Below are 12,727 nucleotides of genomic sequence, written 5' to 3' on the forward strand. Positions count from 1 at the left end.
GCCAGAGCGACCGGTACCGTCATCTTCTCCTGGCTGTTCAGCACTATGAGCGGCCACATGAAGTCGTTCCAGCTGGCCAGAAAGGTAAAGAGCGCAAGCGTGGCAACTCCTGGCTTCGACAGGGGGACCACGATCCGCCAGAACACGTCGAACCTGTTGCACCCGTCGATCCGCGCCGCATCTTCAAGTTCGTGGGGAATGGACAGGAAAAACTGCCGGAGGTAGAACACGCCGAACGCGCTGGCTGCCGAAGGGAGGATTAACGCAAGATGATTGTCCAGGAGCCCCATCCGAAACACTAGGAGGAACCGGGGAACGAGTATGATCTGCGGTGGGATGAACATCGTCGAAATGGAAATCCAAAAGAGTGTCTCGCGACCGCGAAACTTCAGCCTGGCAAAGGCGTAGGCTGCCAGAGCGCTCGTGATCACGACCAGAGCCACAGTGACAATCGCGACGTAAACGCTATTGACAAGGGCGAGGCTGATCTTGACGGACCTGTTGGTTGTCAGAACCGTAATGTAATTCTCGAGCGTCAACGGCTTTGGAATCCAGCGGATCGGGTACTCGATGCTCATCGAGTTCGGCTTGAACGAGGTCGACACCGACCAGAGGATCGGGCTCGCCCAAGCTACCGCCGCGACGACAAGAAGGCCGAACATGATTGTGCCCAACAGTCCTCGCACAGTATCTCACTCTCCTGCTACCTGATTCTACACATTCCCACTACCGCTGCATCAGCCGGAACTGAGTCACCGTGATCCCCATCAGGATCAGAAACAGAATCCACGCCATGGCCGACGCTTCACCGAGCCTGAAAAACTGGAACCCGCTGTCGTAAATGTGCTGCAACACAACCCGGGTGCTGTTCGCGGGGCCGCCGCCGGTGATCAGGAGCACCTGCCCAAATACCTGGAAGCCTGCGATAACTTGTGTCACCGTGACGAAAAGCATAGTGGGTTTCAGACAGGGGATTGTAATGTACCGGAACGACTGGAGTGAGTTTGCGCCATCGATAGCCGCTGCCTCATAGTACTCCTGGGGAATATCCTGGAGCGCGGCTAAGAAGGGGAGGTATACGCCGCCAAGGCCCCACCACAAGCTGACGAAAATGATGACACCGAGCGCGGAAGTGGGGTGGCTCAACCATTCCTGCGGTGGCAGGCCAAGCTTCATGAAGTAGTAGTTGATAATCCCTACCCGCGAGTCGAACATCCAAAGGAACATGAGTGACATCGCTGCTACGTTGATCACGAAGGGCATGGCAAAGACCGAACGGAAAACGATCCGTCCCGGAATGTCACTGTTCATGACCAGCGCAATGATGAAACCCACCACCACAAAGACGGGAACCCCGAATACGACGTACTTCACGGTGTTGGTGAGTGACTTAACAAATAGATTCTGGGGGTCGAAAATCGCCTCGAAATTCGCGAGGCCGATGAACCGGCTGCTTTCGGCGATCAGGTCGTAGTCAGAGAAAGCGATGACCATCCCCTGGATGATCGGGTAGACCGTAAATACTATGAAAAAAGCTAGGTAAGGCGCAATGAACAGAAAGGGAACCAGGGGGCTGTCATCGCTCACCCATCTAGCGTATTTCATCTTGACGGGCCAACTTACCGTCGATGGCTTCACCGCCATCGGCCGGCACCTCCCCCCGACTCCGGTACTCACCGAGATCGCCGTTCGTGAGGTTGTTATGACGCTAGGCGGACCGGGCCTCGCCCCCTACGTACCCAATTGGCGAGGCCCGGTCTTACCTCAATTCACGTGGAACAACGCTACCTGGACAGAATGCTGTTTACTGCTTCAGCCGCCTCCTTCAGGGCCTGTTCGGGCGTCTTCCGGTTCAACAGGGCGTCCTCAATGGCAGCAATGAGCCGGTTGGCGATCTCATTGTTGCGCTCGTTGGGCTGTTCAAAGCGCACGTAATCCAGCTGCCTAGCAAAGGCACTCTGCACGGGAAGAGCCTTGAACTCCCTACTCTCGAGGACTGAGAGCCTCGCCGGAACCTGTCCCGCCTTTGCCCAGTCAAGGCTGTGTTCCGTCAGCCAGTCGACGAAACGGAGAGCAGCCTGGATCCTGCTGCGATCCCTCTGCCTGGGCAGCACGAGGATATGGGTGCCGGCCCACGTTGCGTGTTGCTTCCCGAAGAGCGGAACGGGAGCCGCCCCGAAGTTCAACCCTTTCTCCATGAAGGCGTTGACCATCCACGGACCGTTCATGTGCATACCGATCTTCTTGGTCATAAACAGGAGTTCGGGATCGGCCACCTTGTCAGGGGCAATGCGGTACTTATAGATGAAGTCCACCCAGACTCGCAGAGCCTCTATCCCCTCGGGCGTGTAGAAAGTCGCCTTCGTCATCACTGGGTCCATCACGGTTCCGCCGTTTTGAAATAGAGTGGTTAGCCACTGCCACAACTGGCGCGGCTGCCATCCTCCGACAACGGCGATACCCCACTGTTCCACGGAATTGTAGTCAAATCCCTCCTCTCCCGGGTGTTTGCCGTTCTTGTCGACCGTGAGCCTTTTACCATACTCGATGAACTCCTCCAAGGTCGTCGGGGGCCTGTTGGGGTCGAGTCCTGCAGCCTTGAAGAGATCCTTGTTGTAGTAAAGGCCCAAGGAGTAGGACCCCAGCGGGATCCCATACACTTTCCCATCGAAGACCACTTTCTCCCACAGCAAAGGATGGTAGTCGGTGGGTTCGATTCCGACGCTACGTAGGGCGTCGTTTAACACCTCAAGGCTGTTGTTCTCGATGAATCTCGGCATGATCGAATCGTAGAGGACCGCAACATCAGGGGCCGTTCCGGTCCTTACCCCGAGGGTTAGCTTGTTGAGGTACTGATCGCCCGAGTACACCTGCATGCGCACTTCGATGTCCGGATTCTCCTGATTGAACCTGTTGCCCATCTGTTCCATGTACTTGCCGTCAGGACCAGTGAAAAGCGTCCAATACTGGATTACCGTTTTGGCGCTGACGGCCTGGCCAAAGGTGACAGCCAACACGGCGACCACTGCTACCACCAGAAGAATTCGGGTGTTTCTCACGTCTTTTACCCCCTCCGTGAAATGCACGGGACCGGATCCGTAACATGTAGGCAATCGACTGCTAGCGAGAGCCCCTTAATCTCACCTCCCTAGGTACGGGATGGCATCAACATGAAAAGCTGGTTGAGGCCGGAAGCTTTCCCGGAAACCTTACCGGGAAGGTTCCCGGCTCCATTGTAACCGCATCCTGGAGTGAGCACAAGGGAGAGTTGTCACCCGTCTCTCCGTCTTAAATCGCTTGGCTGAAAAGCAACTACGGTACCTTCTTGCCCCAGATACAGGTGCCGTAACGCGTAATCCCCGTAAACACCAGGGTAGGTCGCCAGTTCTCCCAATCCCACGCAGGGAGCACCTTCGCGGTAACGGCCCAGGATCGATCTTCCTGGTCTTCCGTCTCCGAGTCCCACCACACACAGAGCCGGTTTAGACCGTCAGCCTCCCAGCGACCACGTTTGTCGTCTTCCAGAGCAACCATTCGACCGTCGCCCGCGAGCTCAAGGCTTTGCGACTGAAGTATTCCGTTCGAACTCCGATCCAGGACGAGGCATTCCCAACGGCCTGGGAGTACGTTGGGTGCGATGGCCTGCTCATATTCCCCGGCGTATCGCTCCGGCGAGACCAGGGGCCAGCCGTCGTCCGACCAGACGATCCGTCTGACGTGAAGGTAAGACCAATCGGGATCCTTTCCGCCCCGGGCGTGGTGGAGGATGAAGTAATCGCCACCATCCCTCAAGACTGAGTTGTGGCCCGGAGCCAGCCAGCCGTCGTCGTTCCCGAATCGGTAACCACCCAAGATCTTGGTGCCTACCTCCGATGGTGGTACGACATCCGTGTCCGTCAACCGGTGTCCGTTGTAGTCAACGTACGGTCCCGTGATGCGATCCGAGCGGCCGACCCGGATGTTGTAGTCCGTAAAGAGGGAATCGTACGAAACGAATAGGTAGTACTTTCGAAAGCGCGGGTTGTGTATGATGTAGGGCCCTTCGACTGCGCCTTCTACGCTCCTGCGTCTGCGCGCGAGGAGCGTTCCCTCACCGTAGTTGACGAGCTTCCCGTTATTCGGGTCGATCCGAGAGAGGTAGATGCCGCCGAAGAACGATCCATAGACCATCCAGGGATTCCCGTCTGCATCCAGGACGATATTGGGATCGATGGCGTTTGGAACATCACCTCTTTGGGTCTTGAACACCTCTCCCTGATCCGTCCATGGCCCCTCGATCGCGGGACTCGTGGCCACCCCGATAAAGGACTGATTTGTCCCGAACGTGGAAGCGGCGTAGTACAAGTAATAGGTCAAGCCGAATCGAATGACATCAGGGGCCCACAGGTTCTTCGCCCCCGTCCACTCACGAGCGGCATCGGGAACCCCATCTAAAGCATATCCGAACCATTCCCAGTGGATCAGATCGGGCGACCGCCGGACTTGTATTCCGGGCCGCATGGGTGAGGCGTCGCCACGCATTACCTTTCGATCGGTCGAAAAGACGTAATACCATCGCCCATCCTTACGGATCGCCGGATCGTGTACGTTGTTGATCATCCAGCCTCGTTCGTCGTTAACGCTTGACAGATCGTACATCGGGTATCTGGGCGGTTCTGGTGGGAACACAGGTAAACCTGCCGTCACCGTTGCACTCCCCCATTTTCCACCCCGCTGTGAGTACGGACCGAATCGACGCTTCCTCGAGCCCAAGGCCAACTCCCATCAGCTCTCGTGCCGATAGACCTGCCAGCCCAGGTACTTGCCCAGCGCCTCCTCGACGACCCGAGCCGTTTGCGCCATGTTGATGCTGACGTGGTGCTCGAAGCCGTGCTCGCAGATGTAGCGCAGCACCTTCTGGAAGTTGGGCACGCGCACCACGCCGTAGCCGCCGGACGTGGAGAGGGGATCCCGGTTCAGCTCGCCTTCTCCGACGTAGGCCCGGATGGTGCGCGCCTCGTCGTCGGTCGAGATGCGCAGGTACGTGAACAGCCCGGGCTTGATTCGCCCGAAGATGGTACCGTACGAGCTTTCGGCGCCCACCGTCCCCGCGATGATCTCCTGATACTGCATCGTAGGCTCCTTGAAAACCTCCTTGTGCAGGTTGCTGCAGTGGTTCTCCCAAACCCACCGGTCCACCACGACCCCAAACCTGACCATCTTCTCGAGCGACGCCTGCGGAACGCCCTGAGTCGGTACGTACTCCTGAATGGCCGCGAGCTTGCGCTGAATCTCCGGGTCATCGGCTCCAAGCCGTCCCACCCGTCCCAGGGGTAGACCTCCTCGATGCGGACCCCCTCGCTTTCAAAGGCGTCCATGATCACTCGGGTGCCGAACCCCGTGGCCTCGATAAGCGCCCGATAGATTTCCTCGGCGCGGGTGGCCAGCGTCATCCCGACCATCATCCCGGTCAGATTCACGTCGACCAGGACCGACCGGTTGCCGTTCCACCAGTCGAGGGCCAGAAGCCCGCTCTCCCCTGGCCGCAGGGCAGAAGCCTTCGCCTCGAGCAGCGCGTGCAGGCCGACACCGCGCCGCCTGGCCTCGTCGTGGTACTCCGGCGGCACACCGTGCTCGACGTACCAGGTAAAGATGTCCCCGACGGCGGACTGCCCCGCTTCGTACCCGAAAAAGCCGGGCAGGATACCGTGCTCGACCACCCCGCACATGCCCTCCATCATGTGTTCCTCGGTACTGAGCACCATGCGACAGATGGACGTGCCCATCACCATGACCATCTTGTTGGGCGTAACCACCGTCGCCGCCGGCACGGCCACATGCGCATCCACGTTGCCCACTGCCACGGCAGTGCCGGGCACAAGACCGATCCGGGCGGCCAGGTCCGGCTTGAGCCCTCCCGCCAGCGAACCTTGGGGAAGGATCTGCCGGGACATCTTTTGGTCGATGACGTCGGCCAACCGAGGGTCGAGGGCGGCGAAGAAATCCCGGGAGGGGAAGCCTTCGCGCTTGCTCCAGATCGCCTTGCAGCCTGCCGTGGTGGCGTTTCGGGTCTCCCGCCCGGCCAGATACCACACGATCCAGTCCGCCGCCTCGATCAGCCGGTCGGCGGCGTCACAGACCTCGGGGGCCTCCTCGAGGATCTGCCAGACCTTCGGGAAGAACCACTCCGACGAGATCTTGCCGCCGTAGCGAGCCAGGAAGCATTCCCCACGTCGGCGCGCAATTTCGTTGAGGCGGTTGGCGTGGCCCTGAGCGGCATGGTGCTTCCAGAGCTTGACCCAGGCGTGGGGGTAGTCCCGGAACTCGGGGAGGAAGCAAAGCGGTGTGCCGTCGGCCTTGACCGGCAGCATCGTGCACGAGGTGAAGTCGATCCCGATCCCGATGACCTGCTCGCGCCGGACGCGGACCGACCGGAGAAGCTCGGCGATGGTCGTCTCGACGGTGCGGATGTAGTCTGCCGGATCCTGCAGGGCGAAGTCCGACGGAAGCTGCCTGGTGCTGCCGGGCAGCGTTTCGTCGATGACGCCGTTTTGGTACTCGTAGACGGACGTGGCCACTTCTTATCCCGTCTCCACGTCCACGAGAACGGCCCGGCCCGACAGGGTACCAAAGTCGATCCCGATGGCATATCGGGCCCCTGCTGTCGTCACCATGCCCTCAACCCCCCGCTCATACGGGACGTCTTGCCGAAGTGTTTTTACGCCGACTCCCGGATGACCATCTGAGGCGAAAGCACCACCACACCGACCCGTTCGCCAAGGCCGTTCGAACCGCCAATCATCCCCAGCAACATGTGGGCTGCTACCTGGCCAAGCCGGGTCTTGGCGATGCGGACGGTGGACAGCGTCGGCTCGACGATGGCCGAGAGGTCGATGTCGTCGTAACCAATGACCGCCACGACCCTCGGAATAGCCAGGCGGGCCTGGCGCAGCGCCTTGATGGCGCCAAAGCTGACGTAGTCGCTGAAGCAAAAGACGGCGGTGAACTTCAGCCCTCCGGCCAGGGCCTGCTGGATGGCGGCATAGCCCCCTGTCGAACGCGCGTCAGTGGAGATGACCAGCGACGGACGAAACGGGATATCGGCTTCTTCCAGCGCATCCCGGTAGCCGGCAAGCCGCAAGCGAGCGCTCGAGTTATAAGGCGGGCCGTTGAGGTAGAGGATGTCACGGTGGCCACGTTGGATGAGGTGGCGCACAGCCAGGCGGGCTCCCTCCCGGTCGTCGTTGACGACAGCCGGAGCATCTAGGCCCTCGAAAAAGCGCGCCAACAGGACAAACGGAACGTGTCGTTGCATCAGATAGCGAATGGCGTCATCAGAGCTCTGGGTCGGCGCTATCAGGATGCCATCGACCTGGCGCTCGACCAGTGTCCGAACCGCCTGCTGCTCCCGATCCTGGTTCTCCTCCGTGTTGGCCAGGATGATGCTGTACCCCTCCTGGGAGGCGGTGCGCTCGATGCCTTCCACCACCTCCGCGAAGAAGGGGTTGGCCAAGTCTGCCACCACAACCCCGATGGTGGCGGTCCGCTGCTGGCGTAGGCCTCGGGCGAGCTGGTTGGGTCGGTAGTCGAGCCGTGCTGCGACCGACTGCACCAGCGACCGCGTTGCCTCGCTCACGTCCTGCTTTCCATTGAGCGCCCGGGACACCGTGTTGATGGAGACACCGGCTTCTCGCGCGATGTCGCGTAGCGTGACGGGGCGCGGACCTGGGTTCCGAGATTTCACTGGCTCGCCCTCTCCACTATAAACGTTACCGAACGGCTCGGCGAATTCCTGCTGGGCGCACGAGAATTTGTGGCGGTTGCTTCCTCACTCGCAGGATGAGCCTCTGTTCGCAAACATGACTCGTGGATGTCCGGCAGGAACCGCCGTCTGGCGTGTCGAACGCCATGGTAACGTTAATGGTACAAGGTAGGGTTGAGGACTCACCGAGACAGGAGGGTCCGGATGCTGGAAGAGCTTCGCTTGATTGTGTGGGAGGTCAACCTGGAATTGCCGCGCCAGCGCCTGGTCACGATGACCAGCGGCAACGCCTCGGGCCGGGACTTCCAGACACGCCTGGTCGTCATCAAACCCAGCGGCGTCCGGTACGAACGGTTACGGCCCGAGGACCTCGTAGTGGTCGACCTCGACGGACGGGTGGTGGAAGGCAAGCTGCGGCCCTCCGTCGACACCGCGACGCATCTGTCCATCTACCGCCACCGACCCGATGTGGGCGGGATCGTCCACGCCCATTCGCCTATGCCACCAGCTTCGCCGAGCTGGGAGAACCCGTCTGGCCGGTACTGACAGCCATTGCGGACGAATTCGGGGGGCCCATCCCGTGTGCCCCCTACGCACCGGTCGGCGGGGGTGCCATTGGGAAGGCGGTGGTGGAGCACATCGGCTCTTCGCCGGCGGTGCTCGTGAAGCACCATGGCGTCTTTACCATCGGGCCGGACCCGTGGGCTGCGTTGAAGGCAGCGGTCATGGTGGAGGACGCGGCGATGACCGTTCACCTGGCCATGTTGCGAGGCAAGCCCCAACCGCTCCCTCCCGAAGCGGTGGCGCGCCCATGCGGCGTACCGGCAAAAGTACGGGCAGTGAAGGGCGCGACCTGGAGCGCCGCGTGATCGCCAGGCGTCCAGGCAGTTGCTGGCCGAGCAGCGAAGCTGGCGGGACGGGCCGTGGCGCCGGTTCAGACGAACCAACTCCGAGCTGACCGAGCGGCGGCGCCACATCCAGGATCGCTGGGATACGGTGCTATGCGTTGCTCAGAGGTACCCGGAGGGACCCGAAGACGTTGAGGCTTTTCTGGACGAAGCAGGCGCCCCAGGTCGTCGGAGGGGCTTCCGGAAGTCCACAAGCCGGTTGCGACCTCCATGAGCGCCGCCTCCGAACTCCGGCCGCGCTACACGGTGCTACATCTTGCGGCCGAAGTCGGCTTGCTCGGACTCTGAGCGCGGTCGTGCCACACCGTCTGTTGGGGAGCCGGCGCCGCGTGGGGTCTGATTCCGGATTCAGTAGCGGTCCTGAAACGCAACGGAAGGAGCGGTACGATGCTATAGTCAAGGACGGAAAGGTGTTACGACTAACCCGGTGACTGCGCTTTGCTTGCCAGGAATTGGGGTGGCCTGGGTGGAGCCTGGATACCCGAACACTTGCACGCAAGGGTGTGCGGTGACCCTACCATGACTTCTGCCGAAAGGGCACGAGAGGAGTATGACAACCAAGATGAAACGGGCCAGGATGGTTATCGACAAGGACTTTAAGATCGGCAGGATTGATGATCGACTGTACGGCTCGTTCATCGAGCACCTCGGGCGAGCCGTCTACGGCGGGATTTACGAGCCGCAGCACCCTCAGGCCGACGAGATGGGGTTCCGCCGAGACGTCATCGACCTTGTCAAGGGGCTGCGGGTCTCCATCGTCCGCTACCCGGGCGGCAATTTCGTCTCCGGCTACAACTGGGAAGACGGCATCGGCCCTCGGGAGCACAGGCCCAAGAGGCTCGACCTGGCCTGGCGCAGCGTCGAGACCAATGAAGTCGGGGTCAATGAGTTTGTGACGTGGACCCGCAGGGTCGGCGCGCAGCCCATGATGGCCGTCAACCTCGGCACCCGCGGGATCGATGCGGCGAGAAACCTGGTCGAGTACTGCAACCACCCCGGCGGAAGCTACTGGAGCGACCTTCGCCGCTCCCACGGCTGGGCCCAACCCCACAACATCAAGGTCTGGTCCCTGGGCAACGAGATGGACGGGCCATGGCAGATCGGCCAGAAGACCGCCGAGGAGTACGGGCGCCTCGCCCGGGAAGCCGCGAAAGCCATGAAGCTGGTCGATCCGACCATCGAGCTGGTCGCCTGCGGGAGCTCCCACAGCAAGATGGAGACGTTCCCTTCGTGGGAGGCAACGGTGCTCGAGCACACGTACGACTACGTCGACTACGTCTCCCTCCACACCTACTACGGCAACCCGGAAAACGACACCCGCAACTTCCTGGCCAAGTCGCTCGACATGGACGCTTTCATCAAGACCGTGATCGCCACGTGCGACTACGTGAAAGCGAAGAAGCGCAGCAAGAAGACCATCCACCTGTCGTTCGACGAATGGAACGTGTGGTTCCACTCCCACGAGGCGTCCGCGAAGGTGGCGCCGTGGCAGGTGGCGCCACCGCTGCTGGAAGACGTCTACACCCTCGAGGACGCCCTCCTCGTGGGATCGATGCTCATCACGCTGCTGCGCCATGCCGACCGGGTCAAGATCGCGTGCCTGGCGCAGCTGGTCAACGTCATTGCGCCCATCATGACCAGAACCGGCGGCGGCGCGTGGGCGCAGACCATCTACTACCCGTTCATGCACGCATCGGTGTACGGCCGGGGCGACGTCCTCGACCCCGTCGTGAGCAGCCCCGTTTACGACAGCCGGGATTTGACCGACGTGCCCGTGATCGAGGCCGCAGCCGTGCTGAGGGCCGACCCCGAAGAGCTCACCTTGTTCGTGGTGAACCGAGACACGGAGGGGCCCGTACTGCTGGAGTGCCAGGCCAGGCAGTTCGAGGCCTACCGCGTCGTCGAACACATCGTGCTGGAGCACGCCGATGTCAAGGCCACCAACACGGAACAGCACCCCAACAACGTCGTGCCCCACAGCCGCGGTGACGCGGCGGCAGCCAACGGCACCGTGACCGCCACGCTGCCCAGGCTGTCGTGGAACGTCATCCGGCTCGCCCGGCCGAGGCCGTAGCCCGATGCGGCAGCCCCGGGGGCAAGGGTTGCGGCGCCCGGTTGTAGCCCCTGGGGCTCACCCCTTGATTCCGGTCAGCGTGATGCCCTCGACGAAGTACCGCTGGAAGAACAGGAAGACGAGAATCATGGGAAGAACGACAACGGTCGAGGCAGCCATCAGGAGATCCCATCGCTGCGAGTATATGCCAATGAACTGTGCAAGGCCGAGCGCCACGGTCCACTTCCGTGGGTCGTTGAGGTAGATCAGGGGTGCGAGAAAGTCGTTCCACACCCCCATAAACGTGAAAATGGCCACGACTGCGAGAGCTGGCTTGGTCAAAGGCAGGATAATGCGGGCGAAGATCGTGCCGTAACTTGCTCCGTCGATCAGGGCCGCATCCTCCAGGTCCAGCGGAATCGTCAGATAGAACTGGCGCAGCAGGAAGATGAAGAACGGGTTTCCGAACCACGCCGGCAGGGCAAGGGGCCAGTAGGTGTTGACGCCGCCCAGGAAGGACCACAGGATGAACGTCGGCACCAGCGTGACGAAGTAAGGAAGCATAAGAATGCTGAGGAGCAAGTAGAACACCAGGTCTCGTCCCCGCCAGCGCAGCCGCGCGAAGCTGTAGGCCGGTATCGCGTTGCTCACCAGCGTGCCGAGGATCACCAGGAGCTCGAGTATCACGGTGTTGTAGAAGTACCTGCCGAACGGCTGGATCGTCATCGCCTCCGCGTAGTTGGACCAGCGCGGCGGGCTCGGAATCCACCGGGGCGGGAAGACGAAGACCTCATGACGCCCCTTCAGCGAACTCGTCACCATCCAGGCGAAAGGCACCAGCATCCCGATGGCTCCGGCTACGAGGATGCCATACAGCGCCAACCGCCCCAGCACGAGACCGGCACGGCGGCGACGGCTACTCGCGGGCTCTGGCCTCATAGTAGACTCTCCCCGAAGAGAAGCGAAATGTTGCCATCGAAAGCACGACGAGGATCAGGAACGCAACCCACGCCAGCGCCGCTGCGTACCCCATGCGCCCGAACTGGAACGCCTGCCGGTACAGGTAGAGTACGTAGAACAGAGTGGCGTTGTTGGGGCCTCCCTGGGTCATCAAGTACCCCTGGGCAAAAATCTGGAACGTCCCGATGAGTCCCGTGACGAAGTTGAACAGAATCACCGGCGAAATCATGGGAACGGTCACGTATCGAAGCCGCGCCCACCACCCCGCGCCATCCACCGTCGCCGCATCGAGCAAGCTTCGCGGCACTCCCTGCAGCGCCGCCAGGAAGATGAGCATCTGACCGCCGCCGCTGAACCACAGGTTCATGAGCCACAACGACGGAACGGCCAGCTCCTCGTCCCAGATCCAGAGCTGGCCGGGCAAGCCCAGGCTTTCGAGGAAGGCATTGAGCAGCCCGAAGTTGGGGTTGAAGATGAACAGCCACACTATTGAGGTGGCAACGGCAGGCAGGACGACCGGCAGGTAGAAGGCGCTCCGAAAGAAACCTACCCCACGTACCGGCTGGTTCAAGAGAAGCGCCAGAAACAGGCTTGCCACCAGGTTAAGGGGGACGGCCACCACGGTATAGTAGGCGGTCACCCACAACGACTTCCAGAATAGCGGGTCCGCCTGCATCCGCTCGAAGTTGGCCAGGCCGACCCACCGGGGCGCCCGGATGAGGCTCCAGTCGGTGAACGCCACGCCGAGGGAGGCAAGCATGGGGCCGACCCACCACAGGATGAATCCCAGCAGGGCCGGCACTGCAAACACGACACCTGTGATCTCTTCACGCTGCCGAAGCGTCGGTCCGCGATGTATCCGCAAGGCAACCAAGGCAGGGCCCTCCCGCGCCGGAGCGGGACACGGCAGCGGGGTATCCTGCCGTGCCCCGCGTGCAGTTTCAGGCTACAACGCTGCCTAATCCGAAGTTGCGAACTCCACAACTCGCACACGTCCCGAAATGACGGGGTTTCAAACCATCAAGAAGCCCCGAGATGTATACAGTAAACATGCGCTGCGTGGCT

The 12,727-nt window shown here is 61.3% G+C and carries 9 protein-coding genes and 2 pseudogenes; 2 read left to right on the plus strand and 9 right to left on the minus strand.

Annotation, left to right across the window (positions count from 1 at the left end):
- The 7 genes and pseudogenes from AB1609_05750 to AB1609_05780 form a co-directional block, all read right to left on the minus strand.
- Window positions 1–686: carbohydrate ABC transporter permease (locus AB1609_05750; protein ID MEW6045972.1), on the minus strand; the 686-nt coding region annotated here is incomplete at its 3' end.
- A 40-nt stretch (window positions 687–726) separates the two neighbouring features.
- Complete coding sequence (locus AB1609_05755) at window positions 727–1,644, minus strand: sugar ABC transporter permease (protein ID MEW6045973.1); 918 nt, start codon at window positions 1,642–1,644, stop codon at window positions 727–729.
- Between the two features lie 140 nt (window positions 1,645–1,784).
- Window positions 1,785–3,059, minus strand: coding sequence for an ABC transporter substrate-binding protein (locus AB1609_05760; protein ID MEW6045974.1), 1,275 nt, complete (start codon window positions 3,057–3,059; stop codon window positions 1,785–1,787).
- Window positions 3,060–3,312: 253 nt separating this feature from the next.
- Complete coding sequence (locus tag AB1609_05765; GenBank protein MEW6045975.1) at window positions 3,313–4,686, minus strand: arabinan endo-1,5-alpha-L-arabinosidase; 1,374 nt, start codon at window positions 4,684–4,686, stop codon at window positions 3,313–3,315.
- Between the two features lie 78 nt (window positions 4,687–4,764).
- A complete protein-coding gene (locus AB1609_05770; protein ID MEW6045976.1) occupies window positions 4,765–5,199 on the minus strand; it encodes a hypothetical protein in 435 nt (144 codons plus the stop codon).
- Between the two features lie 113 nt (window positions 5,200–5,312).
- Window positions 5,313–6,653 (minus strand): annotated as a pseudogene (gene araB / locus AB1609_05775) (ribulokinase).
- Window positions 6,654–6,697: 44 nt separating this feature from the next.
- Window positions 6,698–7,723 (minus strand): LacI family DNA-binding transcriptional regulator, encoded by a 1,026-nt coding sequence (locus tag AB1609_05780; GenBank protein ID MEW6045977.1) that lies wholly within the window; start codon window positions 7,721–7,723, stop codon window positions 6,698–6,700.
- Window positions 7,724–7,945: 222 nt separating this feature from the next.
- On the opposite strand from AB1609_05780, the pseudogene AB1609_05785 reads away from it, so the two are divergent.
- Window positions 7,946–8,584: pseudogene (locus AB1609_05785) on the plus strand (L-ribulose-5-phosphate 4-epimerase).
- 627 nt (window positions 8,585–9,211) lie between these two features.
- On the plus strand, window positions 9,212–10,723 hold the full coding sequence (locus AB1609_05790; protein ID MEW6045978.1) for an alpha-N-arabinofuranosidase: 1,512 nt from the start codon (window positions 9,212–9,214) through the stop codon (window positions 10,721–10,723).
- 57 nt (window positions 10,724–10,780) lie between these two features.
- Here AB1609_05790 and AB1609_05795 read toward each other — a convergent pair whose 3' ends face one another.
- Together AB1609_05795 and AB1609_05800 are read right to left on the minus strand one after the other, a co-directional pair.
- Window positions 10,781–11,641: a carbohydrate ABC transporter permease gene (locus AB1609_05795; GenBank protein ID MEW6045979.1), complete on the minus strand. Its 861-nt coding sequence runs from the start codon at window positions 11,639–11,641 to the stop codon at window positions 10,781–10,783.
- Entirely contained in the window at window positions 11,619–12,473 is an 855-nt protein-coding gene (locus AB1609_05800; GenBank protein ID MEW6045980.1) for a sugar ABC transporter permease, read from the minus strand. The genes AB1609_05795 and AB1609_05800 overlap by 23 nt, the downstream gene beginning before the upstream one ends.
- Window positions 12,474–12,727: the final 254 nt, after the last annotated feature.

The sequence above is a fragment of the Bacillota bacterium genome (assembly GCA_040754675.1).
Taxonomy (GTDB): domain Bacteria; phylum Bacillota; class Limnochordia; order Limnochordales; family Geochordaceae; genus Geochorda.

Bases quoted from the DNA above. Each gene is read 5' to 3' on its own strand.
- AB1609_05755 (MEW6045973.1), bottom strand. From the start codon at position 1,644: ATGGCGGTGAAGCCATCGACGGTAAGTTGGCCCGTCAAGATGAAATAC.
- AB1609_05770 (MEW6045976.1), bottom strand. From the start codon at position 5,199: ATGGTCAGGTTTGGGGTCGTGGTGGACCGGTGGGTTTGGGAGAACCAC.
- AB1609_05790 (MEW6045978.1), top strand. From the start codon at position 9,212: ATGAAACGGGCCAGGATGGTTATCGACAAGGACTTTAAGATCGGCAGG.
- AB1609_05795 (MEW6045979.1), bottom strand. From the start codon at position 11,641: ATGAGGCCAGAGCCCGCGAGTAGCCGTCGCCGCCGTGCCGGTCTCGTG.